The organism is Limosilactobacillus panis DSM 6035 (assembly GCF_001435935.1).
GTDB classification, from domain to species: Bacteria; Bacillota; Bacilli; order Lactobacillales; family Lactobacillaceae; genus Limosilactobacillus; species Limosilactobacillus panis.
This window is the reverse complement of the sequence record NZ_AZGM01000140.1, coordinates 35,127-53,844: the sequence shown is the minus strand read 5'-3', so window position 1 is coordinate 53,844 and position 18,718 is coordinate 35,127. Positions and strand designations below refer to the sequence as shown.

General features: G+C 48.5%; 16 protein-coding genes. 13 read left to right on the top strand and 3 right to left on the bottom strand.

Annotated elements, in window-relative coordinates; genetic code table 11:
- Positions 1–2 precede the first annotated feature (2 nt).
- The 5 genes from ylqF (at position 3) to FD32_RS08745 (ending at position 5,828) form a co-directional block, all read left to right on the top strand.
- Complete coding sequence (gene ylqF / locus FD32_RS08765) at positions 3–875, top strand: ribosome biogenesis GTPase YlqF (RefSeq protein WP_047770074.1); 873 nt, start codon at positions 3–5, stop codon at positions 873–875.
- A complete protein-coding gene (locus tag FD32_RS08760; protein ID WP_047770075.1) occupies positions 868–1,635 on the top strand; it encodes a ribonuclease HII in 768 nt (255 codons plus the stop codon). Before ylqF ends, FD32_RS08760 begins: the two co-directional genes overlap by 8 nt.
- Before the next feature lie 48 nt (positions 1,636–1,683).
- Complete coding sequence (gene dprA / locus FD32_RS08755; protein ID WP_047770076.1) at positions 1,684–2,544, top strand: DNA-processing protein DprA; 861 nt, start codon at positions 1,684–1,686, stop codon at positions 2,542–2,544.
- A gap of 128 nt (positions 2,545–2,672) precedes the next feature.
- Positions 2,673–4,808 (top strand): type I DNA topoisomerase, encoded by a 2,136-nt coding sequence (topA, locus tag FD32_RS08750; protein ID WP_056962177.1) that lies wholly within the window; start codon positions 2,673–2,675, stop codon positions 4,806–4,808.
- A 144-nt stretch (positions 4,809–4,952) separates the two neighbouring features.
- Positions 4,953–5,828: an aldose 1-epimerase family protein gene (locus FD32_RS08745; protein ID WP_056962176.1), complete on the top strand. Its 876-nt coding sequence runs from the start codon at positions 4,953–4,955 to the stop codon at positions 5,826–5,828.
- A 231-nt stretch (positions 5,829–6,059) separates the two neighbouring features.
- Here the strand turns inward: FD32_RS08745 and plsY are convergent, their stop codons facing one another.
- The gene (gene plsY / locus FD32_RS08740; RefSeq protein ID WP_047770082.1) at positions 6,060–6,686 is read right to left on the bottom strand and encodes a glycerol-3-phosphate 1-O-acyltransferase PlsY; all 627 of its coding nucleotides are present in this window, start codon (positions 6,684–6,686) and stop codon (positions 6,060–6,062) included.
- A 242-nt stretch (positions 6,687–6,928) separates the two neighbouring features.
- Between plsY and parE the strand changes: the two genes are divergently transcribed.
- The 6 genes from parE (at position 6,929) to FD32_RS08710 (ending at position 14,140) form a co-directional block, all read left to right on the top strand.
- Positions 6,929–8,905, top strand: a complete 1,977-nt coding sequence (gene parE, locus FD32_RS08735; RefSeq protein WP_047770085.1) for a DNA topoisomerase IV subunit B — start codon at positions 6,929–6,931, stop codon at positions 8,903–8,905.
- Between the two features lie 17 nt (positions 8,906–8,922).
- Positions 8,923–11,397: a DNA topoisomerase IV subunit A gene (gene parC / locus FD32_RS08730; RefSeq protein WP_047770087.1), complete on the top strand. Its 2,475-nt coding sequence runs from the start codon at positions 8,923–8,925 to the stop codon at positions 11,395–11,397.
- A 12-nt stretch (positions 11,398–11,409) separates the two neighbouring features.
- Positions 11,410–11,928, top strand: coding sequence for a DUF1836 domain-containing protein (locus FD32_RS08725; protein WP_053003079.1), 519 nt, complete (start codon positions 11,410–11,412; stop codon positions 11,926–11,928).
- Positions 11,929–11,941: 13 nt separating this feature from the next.
- Positions 11,942–12,412 (top strand): NUDIX hydrolase, encoded by a 471-nt coding sequence (locus FD32_RS08720; RefSeq protein WP_047770089.1) that lies wholly within the window; start codon positions 11,942–11,944, stop codon positions 12,410–12,412.
- 91 nt (positions 12,413–12,503) lie between these two features.
- Positions 12,504–13,439: a manganese-dependent inorganic pyrophosphatase gene (locus FD32_RS08715; RefSeq protein WP_047770092.1), complete on the top strand. Its 936-nt coding sequence runs from the start codon at positions 12,504–12,506 to the stop codon at positions 13,437–13,439.
- 206 nt (positions 13,440–13,645) lie between these two features.
- Positions 13,646–14,140 (top strand): hypothetical protein, encoded by a 495-nt coding sequence (locus FD32_RS08710; RefSeq protein ID WP_047770095.1) that lies wholly within the window; start codon positions 13,646–13,648, stop codon positions 14,138–14,140.
- Positions 14,141–14,209: 69 nt separating this feature from the next.
- Here the strand turns inward: FD32_RS08710 and FD32_RS08705 are convergent, their stop codons facing one another.
- Positions 14,210–15,739 carry a gluconokinase gene (locus tag FD32_RS08705; RefSeq protein WP_056962175.1) on the bottom strand — a complete coding sequence of 510 codons (1,530 nt, stop codon included), beginning with the start codon at positions 15,737–15,739 and terminating at the stop codon, positions 14,210–14,212.
- Between the two features lie 142 nt (positions 15,740–15,881).
- On the opposite strand from FD32_RS08705, the gene FD32_RS08700 reads away from it, so the two are divergent.
- Positions 15,882–16,271 (top strand): iron-sulfur cluster biosynthesis family protein, encoded by a 390-nt coding sequence (locus tag FD32_RS08700; protein WP_047767054.1) that lies wholly within the window; start codon positions 15,882–15,884, stop codon positions 16,269–16,271.
- Positions 16,272–16,464: 193 nt separating this feature from the next.
- On the opposite strand, the gene FD32_RS08695 is transcribed toward FD32_RS08700, so the two are convergent.
- A complete protein-coding gene (locus FD32_RS08695; protein ID WP_047767052.1) occupies positions 16,465–16,785 on the bottom strand; it encodes a hypothetical protein in 321 nt (106 codons plus the stop codon).
- Between the two features lie 244 nt (positions 16,786–17,029).
- Here FD32_RS08695 and FD32_RS08690 point away from each other — a divergent pair, with 244 nt between their 5' ends.
- Positions 17,030–18,712, top strand: coding sequence for an alpha-glucosidase (locus tag FD32_RS08690; protein ID WP_047767061.1), 1,683 nt, complete (start codon positions 17,030–17,032; stop codon positions 18,710–18,712).
- The last annotated feature ends 6 nt before the right edge of the window (positions 18,713–18,718 follow it).

The following is an 18,718-nucleotide window of genomic DNA, read 5'->3' as shown; positions in this document are numbered from 1 at the left end:
AAATGGCAACAATTCAATGGTTTCCTGGACACATGGCAAAGGCTTTGCGACAGATTCGTGAACAGATGCCCCTCGTTGACATTGTCTTTGAGTTAGTGGACGCACGGGTGCCATATTCTTCCCAAAATCCAGAAGTGGCATTAGCAGCTGGCAATAAGCCCCGGCTTTTAATAATGACCAAGACGGACTTAGCCGATTGTGACCGTCTGCAAGAATGGTTAACGTACTTTAAGGAAAAGGGCCAGCCGGTCCTGGCCCTCGATTCACGAAAGCAAAACGTGGCAAAGATTGTCACCAAGAAGAGCAAGGAGATTTTGCAAGATAAGTTGGCCGAAGAAAAGGCCAAGGGGTTAAAGAAACGGCCCATTCGGGCAATGTGTGTCGGGGTGCCGAATGTTGGTAAGTCGACCCTGTTAAATCACCTGGTTAAAAAGAACGTAGCACAGACGGGAAACCGTCCTGGCGTAACCACCGGGCAGCAGTGGCTGCGATCATCAGCTGAGTTGGAACTTTTAGACACCCCCGGAGTCCTGTGGCACAAGTTTGCCAGCCAGAAGCAGGGGGTCATGTTGGCTCTCTCGGGAGCAATTAAGGATAGCCTTTATCCTAAAGATGATGTTGCCCTGTTCGCCTTGAAATACCTCCGCCTTCACCAGCCCGAAAAGTTGAAGAAACGCTATCGGCTAACCGACCAAGACCTGGCAGAAACGGTTAGCAACCCCGACTTACTGTTAGTAATTACTCAGAAGATGGGCTTTAGAGATGACTACGACCGGGCCAGTGAACGGTTGATCTTTGACCTACGGAAGGGTAAACTCGGGCCCATCACTATGGAGATTCCCGCAGACCTAAATGAGGATGGCATTAATGAGTAAGCAGACAGTAAGTGAGATTTCGCGGCTCCTAGATACAATTGATAGTCTGACCGACCCGCGCCTTAAGACTTGGCAGGCTGATCCCCGAAAGGGTGTTCAGCAGGCCTTACAGCGCCACCAGCGGCGTATTAAACGGCAAATCAGGGCCTATCAGGCATTCAAGCAGCGGTTTAAGTATGAGAATGCCCTCTGGAAAAGCGGGGTGCGCTACGTTGCTGGAATGGACGAGGTCGGCCGGGGCCCCCTGGCTGGTCCGGTTGTCACCTGTGCGGTAATTCTGAGCCCTGACTTTGACCTGGTTGAGGTGACCGACTCCAAACAGCTGACTTGTCATGAACGGGAACAACTTTATTTACGGATCGTTGACGAGGCCGTCGAGGTCAGCATTGCGGTTAATGACCCGCGAACAATTGACCGTCTTAACATCTACGCGGCAACACAGGATGCGATGATGCGGTCCATCAAAAGCTTAAACCACCAGCCAGGTCACTTAATTGTTGATGCCGTTCCACTACCCTTTAATTATCCGCAAACGACTTTAGTCAAGGGCGATCAAAAGAGTATCAGTGTTGCGGCGGCCAGTATTGTTGCTAAAGAGTACCGTGACCACTTAATGCTTGATTATGACCGGGTTTATCCAGGTTACGGCTTTGCGGAAAACATGGGTTATGGCACCAAAGAACACCTCGCCGGACTAAGGAAATATGGTGTCTCGCCAATTCACCGGCGATCGTTTAACCCGGTTCCTAAATTTTTATAGTGCAAATGAAGAAGAGTCTCGTATCTATTAGGTAGGAGGCTTTTTTTTATGAAACAAATACGTGAATTTCTACTACGATTGAACCTATGCCGGGGAATCGGCTACAAGACAAAGTATCGCTTATGTCGAGTTGCCGACCAGTACGAATGTTACGATGACATCAACGAACTACTTACCCACATTCGGCTGAGTGACCGGGAACAAGAAGCATTGGTGAATAACTGGCCAAGTAAGGAACTAGATGCGGCAGTTGCTCGTAACCAGGCTTTCCCGTATGTCACCATTGCAGATGACCAATACCCGGAACAGTTACGTGAGATATTTGCTCCGCCAATTGTTCTATACTACCAGGGGAACCTCAGGCTGCTCCAGTTACCCACGTTAGCAGTGGTTGGTGCCCGGGATATGTCGGCGTATGGTGAAGCGGTGTTACGGGGGATGCTTCCCCACATCGTAAAGCGGCAAATTGTCACCGTCAGTGGGCTGGCGAAGGGAATTGATGGAATGTGTCATCGCATCACCCTTGAGCATGGCGGAAAGACGATTGGAGTCGTTGGCTGTGGATTGGACCAGGCGTACCCCCGGGAGAATGCTCACCTACAGGCCAAAGTCGCTGAGACCGGCCTCGTCCTCACGGAATACGGGCGCGGTGAACCACCAGTGGCTTATCATTTTCCTGAGCGGAACAGGATAATTGCGGGCCTCTGCTCGACGGTCCTGGTGGTGGAGGCCAAGAAAAAGAGTGGGAGCCTGATCACGGCTAATATTGCTCTAGAGGAAAATCGGACGGTCTGCGCGGTCCCAGGACGAATTGATACTTACCGTTCATTAGGCTGCAATGAGCTAATTGCCGCGGGTGCGAAACCGATTCTGCGGGCACAAGACATCCTCGAAGAGTACATGCTATGAGTAAAGATCCTTGCATTTTATAATAATTTCCTCTAAAATACGATTTCCATTTGACAGACCATGGTGAAATGGAATAATAATGTTATATATGAAGAAATAAACAAATAAAAATGTGAGGAGCCTCTTTTATGGCAACCAAAACAGCCAAGAAAAGTACTAAGACGACGGCAAAGCGGAAGACAACGCGGCGCCGTTCTAAGATTAAGAAAAATTTGGTGATTGTTGAGTCACCGTCAAAAGCAAAGACGATTGGTCGTTTCCTGGGCCGCTCGTATAAAGTTGTTGCAAGTCTTGGCCATGTGCGCGACTTACCGAAGAGCCGGATGGGGGTTGATATTGAAAATAACTACCAACCGGACTATATTTCGATTCGTGGGAAGGGTGACGTTATCAAGGAACTTCGTAAGGATGCGAAGAATGCCAAGGCCGTTTACCTGGCATCAGACCCGGACCGGGAGGGGGAAGCCATCGCCTGGCATGTCTCCAACATTTTAAAGCTTGATGATAAGGAGAAGAACCGGGTTACCTTTAACGAAATTACGAAGGACGCGGTTAAAAATGCCTTTAAGGAACCGCGGACGATTAATATGGACCTGGTTGATGCCCAGCAGGCGCGGCGGGTCCTTGACCGGCTTGTCGGTTACTCAATTAGTCCCATCCTCTGGAAAAAGGTTAAGAAGGGACTGAGTGCCGGTCGTGTTCAGTCGGTGGCGCTAAACCTGATCATCCAGCGGGAAAATGAGATTCGTAATTTCAAACCAGAAGAGTACTGGACGATTGATGCGGACTTCAAACACGGCCAGGACAAATTTAAGGCTGTCTTTTACGGTGAGAACGGTAAGAAGACAAAACTGGCCACCAATGCGGATGTTCAAAAGGTCCTTGGTAAGCTGGATAAAAAGCAGGCCTTTGCCATTTCAAAGGTCACTAAAAAGGAACGGCGTCGGCAACCCCAGCCACCATATACCACTTCAACGATGCAACAGGATGCTAACCGCCGACTTAACTTCCGGACCCGGAAGACCATGATGGCCGCTCAAATGCTGTATGAAGGAATCGATATTAAGCAGGGGGCGCCGGTCGGCCTGATTACCTACATGCGGACCGACTCCACGCGGATTGCATCGATTGCTAAGCACGAGGCCTCCAAGTTTATCCATGAGGAATATGGGGGCGAGTATGCGGCCATCAAACCGGTAAAGGGTAAGCTGCCGGAGGGGGCCCAGGATGCCCACGAAGCCATTCGGCCAACTTCTGTCTACCGAACACCGGCCAAGATGAAGCCTTACTTGAACAATGACCAATACAAGTTGTACAGCCTTATCTGGTCCCGCTTCGTGGCTAGCCAGATGACGCCGGAAGTAATTGATACAATGACAGTCGACCTCCAGCAAAACGGGGTAACTTTCCGGGCAAACGGGTCTAAAGTTAAGTTTGTTGGTTTCTCCAAGGTTTATAAGCGGGGAGAAGAAAAGGACAACCTCTTACCAGACCTTAGTGAAGGTGACCATGCGCGGATGGTCAATGACAACCCCGCCCAGCACTTTACCCAGCCGCCGGCCCGTTACACTGAAGCGGCATTGATCAAGACGCTTGAAAGCAACGGGGTCGGTCGGCCATCAACTTATGCGCCAACCTTGGATACAATTCAGCGGCGTTACTATGTCCGCCTCGTTTCTCGTCACTTTGAACCGACGGAGTTAGGGGAAATTGTCAATAAGATTATTGCCAAGCAGTTCCCCGACATCGTCAATGCAAAGTTCACAGCGGATGTTGAAGGTGAACTTGACCAGGTTGAGGCAGGGAAACAAAACTGGATTAAGGTTGTCGACAGTTTCTATAAGCCGTTTTCTAAGGAAGTTCAGGATGCGGAGGACAAGGTTGCCAAGATCCAGATGAAGGATGAACTTGCCGGGAGTGATTGTGAAATTTGCGGTGCACCGATGGTAATCAAGATGGGTCGCTATGGCAAGTTTTACGCATGCTCACGCTTTCCAAAGTGCCGTAATACCAAGGCGATCGTGAAGGAAATCGGCGTAACCTGTCCGGTATGCCATAAGGGAAGCGTCGTTGAACGGAAGTCGAAAAAGAACCGCACCTTCTACGGGTGCTCACGTTATCCTGACTGCGATTTTGTCTCCTGGGATAAGCCAATTGGGCGTGATTGCCCTAAGGATGGTCACTTCCTCGTCGAAAAGAAGGTTAAGGGTGGCAAACAAGTTGTTTGTCCAAACGGTGATTATGAGGAAGCTGTCCAAAAGTAGGTAAAAGTCAGTAAAACTGTTTATGCAGTTTTACTGACTTTTACTTATTATGATATTGAAAGCGCCGTCATTATTTGGTATTGTGCAAGTAAACATTGTTCTATATGCTTGATGTTAAACGTTTAGCAACAAAGGGGTAATAAAATGATTAAAATTAAAAACAAGGAACTCGCCGTCGAAATCAATGAGCTAGGGGCCCAGCTACACAGCATCAAGCGACAAGATAATGGGATTGAATACTTATGGCAGGGATCACCGGATAGCTGGGGACGGCAAGCACCAATCCTTTTTCCATTTGTCGGTCGTCTTAAGGACGATCAGTACCAGTTTAACGGCCAAACTTTCCACCAAACTCAACACGGCTTTGCTCGTGACCGCCAATTCACGGTCACGGAACAACTGGATGATCGGGTAATCCTCGAACAACATGCTGGCGATGACACCAAGAAGGTGTACCCGTTTGACTTTATCCTCCGGGTTGCCTATGAACTGGTTGGTGACCGTTTAGCAGTGTCCTATAGGGTAATCAATCCGGCCCGCCAGTCACTAATTTATGAAATTGGTGCCCACCCCGGCTTCAATATGCCCCTTACTTCACAGGGCTCCTATGAAAATGTGGAATTTAGCGTTACCCCAGCGGAAAAATACTCCCGAATTATTTTGGATGGGCCCTACAATGATTCTGGTCATCCCCAGATGATTGATATGACCAAGCCATTCATGCTCAATCACGATCTCTTCAACCATGATGCAATCATCTTTAAGACTTGTGGGAGCGACTTTACCGCAACTCTTGCTGACAAGGGTAGTGGTCACGGGGTTAGTGTCGCAACCACAGGAACCCAGTACGTAGGTCTGTGGTCGGCTTACCCAGCAACGGGGAATTTTGCTTGCATCGAACCATGGTGGGGGATTGCTGATAATGTCAATGCTGATGGTCTGCTTTTGCACAAGCAGGGAATGTACCGCCTGGCTCCGGGACAGGAACGGGACTACCATTTCAGCATTCGGCCATTTTAGTATGTTAAAAAATTGTGATTAACAAAAAACGAAGCTGGGGAAAAAAGCTTCAGAGTGCTCCGGATGGCTAGTATAGGACGATTGTTGGCACGGAACGGGTCAATGATTGTCCGTAACTAGACACTAGGAGCACGCTTTTTTCCGTGATTACTGTGTAATATTCGGAGAACTAAACGAGGCTGGTGAGAAAACAAAGTTTTCTCCCAGCCTCGTTGCCTTTTAAATGGGTACTTATTTTGACTGATGGTGACGGCGGTAGTAGACCAGGCCAAAGGGAACAAGAGATTCCTTTCCGGTGCAGATTCTTTTGATATTGCTCTTGTGGCGGTAGAGAACCACGAGGGTCAAGAAACCGGCAACCAAGGAAAGAATAAGATCGTGTTCAAACATGGCAATTATAAAGATGGCACTAATGCCGATGATACTGGCCGCACTAGCCATCGAGGTCAGAAGGAGAGTCCCGATGAAAATCAGGCAGGCAACCAAGAAGAGAAAGGGGTTATAGGCTAGTAAAATCCCTGCACTTGTTGCCACTGCCTTTCCGCCATGAAAGTGGTCAAAGATGGAAACCGTGTGGCCCAGGGATGCGAAGAGCCCAATCAGTAGGGGGCTGATGCTGTGCGAAATACCTAAAATGTAAGGTTGGCTGGCGGCCAACGTCCCCTTTAATACGTCCATAAAGAGGACCACCGTCCCGGCCTTGGGGCCCAGTGTTCTGAAGGTGTTGGTTGTCCCAATGTTTCCGCTACCCAACTTACGAATATCCTTATGGTAGAAAACTTGACCGATCCATAGGCCAGAAGGAATGGAGCCTAAAAGGTAAGAAATGATCACCATTCCCAATATTTCAAATATCATAATTATTGCTCCTCATGAATTAAAGTATATCTCAAAATTTAAGAATACCATGAAATGCTTCAGGGTGGTAGAGCGCAAAAAGCAAATTGCCGTTTGCCAAATGAAATGGATTTGAGTATTATCAATACTGTAACTATTTACCATGGCCGAGTTTAATCTATTTGCTAGTTGACCGCGACCATGATAATATTAACTATATCGAACATATGTTTTAGAAATGAAATGATACGGGAGGTCATTTTGTGACCACGAAAAAGGTAAAATATGATGAATCGTCAATTCAAGTATTAAAAGGGCTTGAAGCTGTCCGTAAGCGCCCAGGGATGTATATCGGTTCCACAGACGCACGGGGGCTCCACCACCTGGTGTATGAAATCGTTGATAATGCCGTTGATGAAGCCTTATCTGGCTATGGTGATGAGATTAAGGTGACGATTGAGGCGGATAATTCAATTACTGTCCAGGACCATGGTCGGGGGATGCCCGTGGGGATGCACGCTTCAGGTAAGCCTACTCCGGAAGTTATTATGACGGTCCTCCATGCCGGGGGAAAGTTTGGTCAGGCGGATGGTTATAAGACCTCTGGTGGTCTCCACGGGGTTGGTGCGTCGGTCGTTAATGCACTCTCCACAAACTTAACGTTAACGATTGTTCGTGACCATGTTCGTTACCAAGAGAAGTTTAAAAACGGTGGCCAACCGGTTGGAACGTTGAAGAAACTTGGCAAAACCCGGGAGCAAAGTGGGACAACTGTCTCGTTTAAACCGGACCCGGCAATCTTCACCACGACGGTTTACGACTACAATACCCTCGCTAATCGTTTGCGGGAATCGGCCTTCCTTTTGAAGGGAATCAAAATTGTGCTGACCGATAAGCGGGCAGGACAGGAAAGGCAGGATGTCTTCCAATACAAGGATGGTATCCAGGAGTTTGTTTCCTACCTCAATGAGGGGAAGGATACCCTGGGAAAGATCATGTACTTTGACGGTAAGGACCAGGGGGTTGAAGTAGAAGTTGCTGCCCAGTATAACGATGGTTACTCAGAGACCCTCCTTTCCTTTGTTAATAACGTCCGGACACCGGATGGGGGTACCCATGAGGCCGGATTCAGAAGCGCTTGGACCAAGACCTTTAACGAGTATGCTAAGCGGGTCGGTCTCTTAAAGAACAACGATAAAAACTTGGAGGGGAGTGACGTCCGGGAAGGACTCACGGCCGTTATCTCGGTGCGGATTCCAGAACGACTGTTGCAGTTTGAAGGACAGACCAAGGATAAGCTTGGTACGCCCGAAGCCCGCAAGATTGTTGATACAATTGTCAGTGAGCAACTGAACTACGCCCTAATGGAAAATGGTGACTTCGCTCAGATGTTAATCCGCAAGTCCCTGAAGGCCCGCGAAGCTCGGGAGGCTGCCCGTAAAGCCCGTAACCAGGCCCGGGGTGGCAAACGGAAGAGCCGTAAGGAACGTAACCTTTCCGGTAAATTAACACCGGCCCAGTCAAAGAACGCCCAGAAAAATGAGCTCTTCTTAGTCGAAGGGGATTCAGCCGGTGGTTCCGCAAAGCAGGGTCGGGACCGCAAGTTCCAGGCGATTCTGCCATTGCGGGGCAAGGTCTTGAATACGGAAAAAGCAAAGCTAGATGATGTCTTGAAGAACGAGGAACTAAATACCATCATCTACACGGTTGGTGCCGGCGCTGGCTCAGAATTTGATGTTAAGGATGCCAACTACGATAAGATCATCATCATGACCGATGCCGATGACGACGGGGCCCACATCCAGATCCTTCTTCTTACCTTCTTTTATAAGTACATGCGGCCAATGATTGAAGCCGGCAAGATTTATATCGCGTTACCACCCCTTTACCGTCTTCAACAGGGGCGGGGAGCAAAGACGAAGATTACATATGCCTGGACAAACGAAGAGCTTACTAAGCTGACCAAGAGAATGGGTAAGACTGCCCAGTTGCAACGATTTAAGGGGCTCGGTGAAATGAACGCGGACCAACTTTGGGAAACGACCATGAACCCAGCTACGCGGACCTTGATCAGGGTCCGAATTGAGGATGCTGAACTAGCCGAACGGCGGGTCACAACCCTGATGGGGAACAAGGTTGAGCCCCGGCGGGAGTGGATTGAAAACAACGTTCAATTTACCCTTAGTGATGACCAAGAATCCGATAAACTGGTTGCCAGCAAGAAGCATTTGAATAAGTAAAGAAAGGGATCATTTTAGTGAGAGACGCAAAAATTGAGACAATGTCGCTCGAAAAGTTGATGGGGGAGCGGTTTGGTCGCTATTCCAAATCAATTATCCAGGAGCGGGCACTGCCAGATATTCGCGATGGACTTAAACCCGTTCAGCGGCGGATCCTATACGCAATGAACAAGGACGGTAATACTTATGACAAGGGCTTTCGGAAGTCAGCAAAGTCGGTCGGTAACGTCATGGGTAACTTCCACCCCCACGGTGACAGTTCAATATACGAAGCCCTGGTCCGCCTTAGCCAGGACTGGAAACTACGTGAACCACTGGTCGAAATGCACGGGAACAACGGGTCAATGGATGGGGACCCTGCAGCGGCAATGCGTTACACCGAAGCGCGCTTAAGCAAAATTGCGGGACTGATGCTGCAAGACATTGATAAGGACACGGTCGAAATGACCCTGAACTTTGATGATACCGAAAAGGAACCGGTTGTCCTCCCGGCCCGGATTCCGAACCTCCTCGTTAATGGGGCCACGGGAATTTCGGCAGGGTACGCAACCGAAATTCCCACCCATAACTTGGGTGAAGTCTTTGATGCCCTAATTTACCTCCTGAAGCACCCGTCAGCGAGTCTCGAAAAGTTGATGGAATTTATCCCCGGCCCAGATTTCCCCACTGGTGGGATCGTCCAGGGGGTTGACGGGATAAAGAAGGCCTACAAGACCGGTCGGGGCAGAATTGTTGTCCGGGCGAAGACAGCAATTGAAACTCTCCGTGGTGGTCGTCAGCAGATTAACGTCACCGAGATTCCCTATGAAGTCAACAAGGCCCAGTTAGTGAAGCGGATTAATGACCTCCGTCTCGCTAAAAGGGTTGAGGGGATTGTTGAAGCCCGTGACGAGACCGACCGGAGTGGCCTGCGGATTGCCATCGAATTGAAACGGAACGCTAACGCTGAAGGGATTCTTAACTACCTCCTGAAAAATACTGACCTGCAGATAAACTATAACTTTAACATGGTCGCCATTGATAAGCAGCGGCCAATGCGGGTGGGACTAAAGCATATCCTGACGTCATACCTCGCCTTTCAAAAGGAAGTTGTCCGGCGGCGGACCAACTACAACTTGCAGAAGGCCCAACACCGTCTCCACATTGTTGAGGGTCTGATTAAAGCCCTTTCTATTCTCGACCAGGTAATCAAGACAATCCGGGCCAGCAAAAACCGTAAGGATGCTAAACAGAACCTGGTTGAAGAGTATGACTTCACCGCAGAGCAGGCTGAAGCAATCGTCACCTTACAGCTGTACCGCCTGACTAATACAGACGTGACTGAGCTTGAGGATGAACAGGCCCATTTAAATAAGTTGATTTCAGAATACCAGTTGATCTTGGGTGACGATGATGAGCTTGCCAAGGTGGTTGAGCGCGAGATGAAGGCCATCAAGAAAGAATTCGGCAACCCACGGCGGACCAAGATTGAAAACCAGGTACAAAAGTTGGAAATCGATACGAAGGTCACCGTTGCTAATGAGGACGTGGTTGTTCTTGTCTCCCACGCTGGTTACATCAAGCGTTCTAGCTTGCGATCATTCAAGGCCTCGTCACTGGATGAAAACGGCCTCCGAGAAGACGATTACCCATTACTAGTTGAACAGACCACCACCTTGGCTCACCTCTTTATGTTCACGAATCTCGGGCATGTGATTTACCGGCCGGTTCATGAGCTAGCTGATGTTCGCTGGAAGGATACAGGTGAACACATCTCACAGACAATCGGGCTAGCGGAAAACGAAGAGATTATTAAGGCGATGGTATTTGACCGCCTGGACCTACCAGGAACCCTAATTTTTGCCACCAGTGATGGTCAGGTTAAGCAGTCCGCCTACCAGGACTACCAGCCGGGCTCACGTTATAAGAGTCACGCTAGCATGGCGATTAAGCTCAAGAGTAAAGATGCTCAAGTGGTCAGTGTTGATTACTATGAACCAACAAATGAGAGCCGGTCGCTGCTGGCAATCAGTCGTGAGGGTTACGCGGTCCGCTTCGACGTTGCGGATGTCCCAGTTACCGGCTTGCGGACTGCCGGGGTGCGGGCCATTAACCTCAAGGATGGCGATGAATTAGTCGATCTTGCAATCGTTGCTGATGGGCAGCGGATTGCCTCAATTACCCAGCGGGGGGCCTTTAAGGAAATGCCGGTTGACGAAATTGCCGTCGGTGCCCGGGCCCGCCGGGGTGAACTTGTCCTCCACCGTCTCAAGACGCATCCGCACCGGATTGCTGACTTTACTGCTTACGATGCTGACTTCACGGGTTACTTTGAGGTGATTACTGACCGGCCGCTCTTCCAGGATATCTCCGTTAGTGACCACCACCTGGGTTCAATCAAGTCCAATGGTACCTTTGTGATTGATACCGAGACCCAGGGGACCCCAGTAAAGCTGCGCGTCAAGCAGGCCAATATTTTAAACGATCCTGAGCAACAATCACTCCTGAAATGATGAGGTGGTAATGTGGGAATTGTTGAGCGTCAAATTCAGCCACTTGTAAGTGCCTTCCGTCTTCCCCGTTATGATGAGTTACCCAAAATGGGTCTCTACCTGGACCAAGTGGTTAAATACATCAATGGCTACTTCCCGGAAGCAATGGGGATAAAGATGACTAATACAATGGTCAGTAGCTATGTTAAGCATGGGTTACTAAACCACCCCCAGCACCGACAGTACGATCGGGGCCAGCTGGCGAGCCTATTTCTAATTACTATTAGCCGTCAGGGGCTCTCCCTTCATGAGATTCAGACCCTCCTCCATTTTCGGGGAGGGCAGCAAAGCGTTGAAGATCGTTACAATTATCTCTGTGCTGCCTTCGAGTTGGCCCTGCGTCAGGCATTTTCTGCAGGTGACCAGGTGGAAAAAATCACCGTTCCGGATAGCGAGGAAAAGCGCCTGCTCGATCGACTAGCCCAAATGATAAGTTGTCGCGTATACTTGAGGGTGTACCTTGACCAGGTTCAGGAGAACCATAGCTCTTAAAGGAGGGGATAAAATGGCGTACATTGCAGATTTGCGTTCGCAAGTTGGTCACATGCCGCTGATCTTGACGAGTGCCTCAGGTGCACTTGTCAATGCAGACGGTGCCGTCCTGTTACAGGCCCGGGCCGATACCGGTGACTGGGGTTTTCCGGGTGGCTACATGGAATTTGGGGAACGATTTGACAATACCGTCAGACGCGAATTTAAGGAGGACGCGGGACTCGCAGTTGAGCCGGTCTGCCTCTTAAAAATACTGGATAATGACCAATATACTTACCCAAATGGGGATGCTGTGCAGCCGGTCAATGCCTTTTACCTTGTTCGGCAGGTCAGTGACCAACACTTTTCAGTTAAGCCGAGCGAGACGGTTACGACAAGATACTTTACCCTGCAAGGACGACCACCGCGCTTCTTTAACCACCAACATGAAAAAATGTGGGCAATTTTGAATGAATATTGGACAAAGAAGCATAATGTTAAATAATAATGCGGACGAGAACTATTTATCGTGATAAAATGAATAGTGAAAATTGCTTTAGTTGTATTGTTGAAGCACAAACAGGAGGAATTACTTTATGGAAAAAGAATTAGTCTTTGGACATCAAAAGCCAGATACAGATGCAATCACTGCGGCAATGGCTTTTTCATATTACCAAAACCAACTGGGCTATGAAACGGAAGCAGTTGCTCTCGGCGAACCAAACGCCGAAACGCAGTACGCTCTTAAGAAGTTCGGTATGAAGGCCCCGCGGGTTATCAAAACCGCTGCTAACGAAGTCGACAAGGTAATGCTGGTTGACCACAACGAACCACAACAAAGTGTTAGTGACATCGACAAGGTTACGGTTACCCACCTTGTTGACCACCACCGGATTGCAAACTTCAATACTGCTCAACCACTGTGGGTAACTTGCCGCCCATATGGCTGTGTTTCAACAATTTTGACGGAAATGTTCCAACAAAAGCACATTGATATTCCAGCTAACTTAGCGGGGATGATGCTTTCCGCAATCATTTCTGATACCCTGTTACTTAACTCCCCAACCACTACGGACCACGACCGTGAAGCGGTTAAGTACTTAGCTAAGGTTGCCGGCGTTGCTGACTACAACAAGTACGGGGTTGCTATGCTGAAGGCGGGCGCTGATGTTGATGCCAAGTCCGATGCCGACATTGTTGATGGTGATGCTAAGACTTTTGAACTTGGCGGCACCAAGATGCGGATTGGTCAAGTAAACGCGGTTGAACTCGACGATGTCTTCAAGCGGCAAGCGGACCTTGAAAAGAAGATGCACGAACTGATGGATGCCAATGGTTACCAACTATTCATCCTGATTGCCACTAACATTCTTAACAGTGACTCTGAACTGCTGGTTGTTGGTGACAACACCGACAAGGTTGAAAGGGCATTTGGTCACAAGCTTGATGCTAATAAGCGGATGAACCTGCCGGGTGTTGTTTCACGGAAGAAGCAAGTTGTTCCTCCATTGACAGATGCCTTTGAAGGCTAATCTTTATAGATAATGGTAATAAAAGGACCTGGGAAATTTTCCCAGGTCTTTTTTGTTGGCGGGCTTACCTGCATCCGTCTCTTAAAAATTAGTTAACCCCCTTAAGGATTGTTAAACAGCGTATCTTATTTATCGCTGATTTTTATATAATAAGGTTAGAGAATAATTGACATAGAAGCGGAAATCCAACTATAAGGAGGCTAGTTATGAACAGAAAACCATTGTACCGCCGACCATGGCTATGGATTGTCGTTCTTTTGCTACTTATTGCCGGCGGCTGGTTTATCAACTATCGCAGTCAAACCCAAGAAGCGCCGAGGGACACAGTTGCTAAGATCAGCAAAAAGACGGATAAGAAGGAAAAAGTAGCCAAGAAACCGCAAGATAAAGAAAAAGATCATTCCCTTACTAAACCAGCAAGCGGTGGGCAAACGGAAGTCAATGGTACAGGTCAAACAGTGAACACGACCGTACCACAACAGCCAAGTATCGCCGAAAATACGGTCCCAGCCAATACTCAGGAAAAAGAGCTGTGGGTTGATCCCGATAACTATGAGCCAAATTCGATTATTGGTGACCGCTCAACCATGTATTGCTACCTTCCGGGCCAATACCCAGATCCCGGAATTGCTCCTGAAAATGTCGTCTACTTTGACTCGCTAGCTGAAGCTCAGGCAGCTGGATACCGTACCCACCAATAGAATCAGGTATTAAAAAGTGTCCGCCAATTGCAAGATCACATTGTCTAACGGTTGGCAAACACTTAACCTTTATTTGGCCCCATTTTCTTGGAGCTGGGCAATTGTTGAGTAGGCGGGGGACAAGAGCCCTTCGACCTGCTGGAAGAGAGGAAGGTATTTCTGGTAAATAGCGACCGTCGCTGGATCTGGACGGTAAGTATCTTCTTCACCAATGAAGTTTTGCACAACTTGGTAACTATTGACCAGGTTTAAGCTCCTCATTGCCATTGTAACGGCACCGAGGCAACCCGATTCGAACGATTCGGGAATGTCGACCGGACAGTTTAACACGTCGGCAAGCATTTGTCGCCAAACGCGGGACCGGGCGAATCCACCGGTAGCCGTGATGGATTTTGGCTGGCCCACCAGGTCACAGACAGCCTTGAAGACCGTCGCGATGTTCATGTTGATCCCTTCCATGACCGCACGGAGCATGTCCGCCCGCGTGTGGAGGTTATTGAGCCCAAAGAAACTTCCCCGGGCGTTGGCATCCCACAGTGGGGCCCGTTCGCCACCTAAGAAGGGGAGAAACAGCAGGCCGTGGGCACCAGCGGGAACATCAGAAATTACCCGACTTGCCAGGGTGTAGGGGTCAACCTGCTCGTTAGCGACCGCACTCGGGGTGACCAGGTGCTTAACGGCCCACTGGTAGACATCACCACCGCTATTAAGCGGCCCACCTACCACCCAGCTATGATTGTCAACCGCATAGCAGAATAGGCGCCGGTGAGGGTCAATCACGGGATGGTCGGTGATTACCCGGACAGCCGCCGAGGTACCGATGGTAATCGCCACGGTATCTGGCTTGAGTGCCCCCACGCCGAGGTTAGATAGGGCACCATCGAACGCTCCGTAAATAAACGGGGTATCGGCAGGAATCCCCATCCTTGCCTGGGCCTTTGGCAGGAGGCCGGTAGCCTGGTAGGTGCCGTTAACGATTTCCGGTAGCTGTTCCTGGCGAATACCAACTAGGTTTAACGCTGTCGGGTCCCAGTCACCGGAATTGATGTTCATCATCCCGGTGCAACTGGCAATTGAAATGTCGACCTTGAATGTGCCGAAAAAGCGACAAAAGAGGTAGGACTTGATGTCACCAATATATGCGGCTTGGGAAAGAAGTTCGGGGTCCGCTTCCTTGAGCCAGAGAAGCTTTGTCAACGGTGACATCGGGTGAATGGGGGTACCGGTGTTCACATACAACTGTCTCCCCAAGGCGGACCGTTTCAACTGGTTTGCCGCGTGCCGTGCCCGGGTATCGGCCCAGGTGATCAACCGTGACTGAGGTCGGAACGCCTGGTCGAGGAGGATTAGACTCTGGTTTGCACTAGAAAAGGCAACGGCAAGTAGTCTTTCTTTGAAAAAGTTAATTTGCTGGGCGGCATCCCCAATTACCTTTTCCACTGCGTTGACAATCGTGGTCGGGTCTTGCTCGGCCATGCCGTTAGGGTGGCGGAAGAGGGGGTAGGACTGGCTGAATCGTTTGATTACGTTGGTGTGTTCATCATAGAGAACCGCTTTTGTACTGGTTGTTCCCACGTCAACACCGATAAAGTAATTCATATTTGTACTCCTTATATGTTGTAATAGCTTCAATATACTGGCCAGTAGGGTGGATGTCAATTGTGTGAAAGCAGAATAATTTACATTAAGGCCACGTATCTTTAAAATTAAAATACCAATATTTCAAGGAGGGATAAGGACAATGAAATTAACCTTCACCACAGAGGCCATTGAACGCCTTGATAAGTACGTAGCTAAAGACAAGCAGATCCTGCTTGATTTTGAGGACGGGGTAGGTCCCTTCTCTGCCGTTGGTAGCTGCTCACTCGATGGTGGTTACCGGCTAATCTTTATTGACAAGGGGCTAAGCATGAAGGATTTCGACACCCAGATTAATTCAAATCTGGGACTGGTAAAGATAAAGGGGGAATCACGCGCGCAATTCGATGACCAAATGAAGATTCGCTTTAATCGGCACCTCTTTACTCTGCCGTTGGTTTCAGATAGGAGGACACTCACGGAAAATGTTGAGGTGGTCGATTACAGTCGCGGTAACTTCCCGGAAAAATTGCGTGGGCAGCATGACTGTTAATAGTGGAGTGAAACAGAGCTAGCGAGCTTTTTGCTGCAAAACAAGTCTTTAGAAAGCATAAAAAGGACTCTAGTGATCGAGAAAATCCGAACGCTAGAGTCCCTTTGTTTACTGCGCTGTAGCTTTTTAACTTGTATCCGGTTGAGTGCCGAGCCACTCAACTGCTTTGTCAGGCTTGTCCCTTCTTCCGCAGTTAGAGAATGAACTTAAAGATAATTACGAGGATAATTGAAATTCCACATAACGCGGTTGCTCCCCAGTAATGGCGGTTCCCGTTATTTGCTTGGATGGCGCGGTAGATAAAGGCGATGGCCAAAATGATTGCTAAAAACAGGGCAACCATCATCGTACAAAACGCCAGGCTCCCGCTTAATGTATGGTATAGGTTGGCGTAAAAGATGACCGCACCAGCATACATAACAAAGGAATAGGCATAATTCCCCTTCTTAAAATTCCGTGATAAGCCGTAACCAAATGCAAACACCAGGATTAGGCTGGTTAGACTATCGAGCATTATAATTCCTTCTTTTTTGCAATTTCTTTTTTATTATAAGACAAACCGGGCGCTAAAGTACAATAGGACAGTAAAATAGTTCAGTAATAAAGACCTGAAAAGTTAATTTTACTAAGAATTTATATAAAAATGAATGCGTTTACATAATTAGGGTTGATTATCTGGGTGATAGTGTTATTATTTGAGTTGTAGGAAATGCAAACGGTTACATAAAGTAATCATGGAACGAAAGGTGCTGTTATTGATGGAAAATAAACATTGGTGGAATAACTCGGTTGTTTACCAAATTTACCCGAAGAGTTTTCAGGATAGTAATGGTGATGGGGTTGGTGATCTCCGGGGAATCATTAACCGTTTAGACTACCTCAAGAAGCTTGGAGTTGACATTATCTGGTTGAATCCGATCTACAAGTCACCCCAAGTTGATAACGGGTACGACATTAGTGACTACCAGGCAATTAACCCAACCTTAGGTAACATGGCTGATTTCCAGGAATTAATTGATGGTATCCACCACCGCGGAATGAAGTTGGTGATGGACCTGGTTGTCAACCACACCTCTGACCAACACAAGTGGTTTGAAGAATCTAGGAAGAGTAAGGATAACCCATATCGGGATTACTACATTTGGCGAGATGGGAAGAATGGTAAAGAACCCAATAACTGGGGTTCCTACTTCTCAGGTCCTGCTTGGAAGTACGATCCGGAAACCGACCAGTACTACCTCCACCTCTTTGCTCCCCAGCAACCCGACTTGAACTGGGAAAATCCAAACGTTCGCCACAGTGTTTACGATATGATGAATTGGTGGGCTGCAAAGGGGGTTGATGGCTTCCGAATGGACGTTATCAACCTGATTTCCAAGCCAAAGGAACTCACTGATGGACCACTGACGGGTGATGAAAAGTACGCCAACGTTGAAAAACTCGTGCCTAATGGTCCGCGGATGCACGAATTTCTGCAGGAAATGAACCGTAACGTCATGAGTAAGCATAAGATGATTACGGTCGGCGAAATGCCTGGGACCACACCGGAGCAAGCTAAGGCATACGCTAACCTGGATAATAAAGAGCTTAATATGATCTTCCAGTTCGAACACATGGGGCTCGATGGCAATAGCAACCCGGCACTGGGAAAGTGGAACGATCAGAAAACGAAGCTAGCAGACCTGCGGGCTAACTTCACAAAGTGGCAGAAGGGCCTGATGGGGACCGCTTGGAACTCCCTTTACTGGAATAACCACGACCAGCCACGGGTTGTCTCCCGCTTCGGTGATGACAGTAACGAAGAAAATCGTGTAAAGTCTGCAAAGATGTTGGCAACCATGCTGCACTTCCAGCAAGGAACCCCATATATTTACGAGGGTGAAGAGATTGGAATGACAAACGTCTACTTCGACAAGCTTGAGGATTACGTTGACCTTGAGTCGATTAACGCATACCACCAGCTCGTTGACGACCAACATCTCCTTGATGGGAAAACGATGCTGAAGTATCTGTCAATGCATAGTCGGGACAACGCGCGGACACCAATGCAATGGGATGACAGCAAGAATGCTGGTTTCTCCACTGGAACGCCATGGGAAAAGGTCAACCCAAACTATTCGACCATCAACGTCGAAAAGGCACTGACAGACCAAAACTCGATCTTCTATTACTACCAGAAGTTGATTAAGCTCCGTCATGAGCTTCCGGTAATTACTAACGGTGATTTTCAATTGGTCGCCGGCAACGAGGATGATCCGGCTGTATTTGCCTACCGCCGTCAAAATGCCGATACCACCCTGCTCGTCATCACCAACTACACCGACCAAACACTGCAACGCCACTACGACGTTCCGGACGGTGCTAAGCTTTTGATTACTAACTATGCTGATGACGCGGGCGAGACGATTCGTCCTTATGAAGCAAAGGTTTACCAATACTAAGTTGGG

What these genes read in the sequence shown, in the direction of transcription:
- FD32_RS08695 (WP_047767052.1), bottom strand. Translation starts at nt 16,785, where the DNA reads ATGCTCGATAGTCTAACCAGCCTAATCCTGGTGTTTGCATTTGGTTAC.
- FD32_RS08745 (WP_056962176.1), top strand. Translation starts at nt 4,953, where the DNA reads ATGATTAAAATTAAAAACAAGGAACTCGCCGTCGAAATCAATGAGCTA.
- topA (WP_056962177.1), top strand. Translation starts at nt 2,673, where the DNA reads ATGGCAACCAAAACAGCCAAGAAAAGTACTAAGACGACGGCAAAGCGG.
- FD32_RS08710 (WP_047770095.1), top strand. Translation starts at nt 13,646, where the DNA reads ATGAACAGAAAACCATTGTACCGCCGACCATGGCTATGGATTGTCGTT.
- FD32_RS08690 (WP_047767061.1), top strand. Translation starts at nt 17,030, where the DNA reads ATGGAAAATAAACATTGGTGGAATAACTCGGTTGTTTACCAAATTTAC.
- plsY (WP_047770082.1), bottom strand. Translation starts at nt 6,686, where the DNA reads ATGATATTTGAAATATTGGGAATGGTGATCATTTCTTACCTTTTAGGC.
- FD32_RS08760 (WP_047770075.1), top strand. Translation starts at nt 868, where the DNA reads ATGAGTAAGCAGACAGTAAGTGAGATTTCGCGGCTCCTAGATACAATT.
- FD32_RS08720 (WP_047770089.1), top strand. Translation starts at nt 11,942, where the DNA reads ATGGCGTACATTGCAGATTTGCGTTCGCAAGTTGGTCACATGCCGCTG.
- dprA (WP_047770076.1), top strand. Translation starts at nt 1,684, where the DNA reads ATGAAACAAATACGTGAATTTCTACTACGATTGAACCTATGCCGGGGA.
- FD32_RS08700 (WP_047767054.1), top strand. Translation starts at nt 15,882, where the DNA reads ATGAAATTAACCTTCACCACAGAGGCCATTGAACGCCTTGATAAGTAC.
- FD32_RS08705 (WP_056962175.1), bottom strand. Translation starts at nt 15,739, where the DNA reads ATGAATTACTTTATCGGTGTTGACGTGGGAACAACCAGTACAAAAGCG.
- ylqF (WP_047770074.1), top strand. Translation starts at nt 3, where the DNA reads ATGGCAACAATTCAATGGTTTCCTGGACACATGGCAAAGGCTTTGCGA.
- FD32_RS08715 (WP_047770092.1), top strand. Translation starts at nt 12,504, where the DNA reads ATGGAAAAAGAATTAGTCTTTGGACATCAAAAGCCAGATACAGATGCA.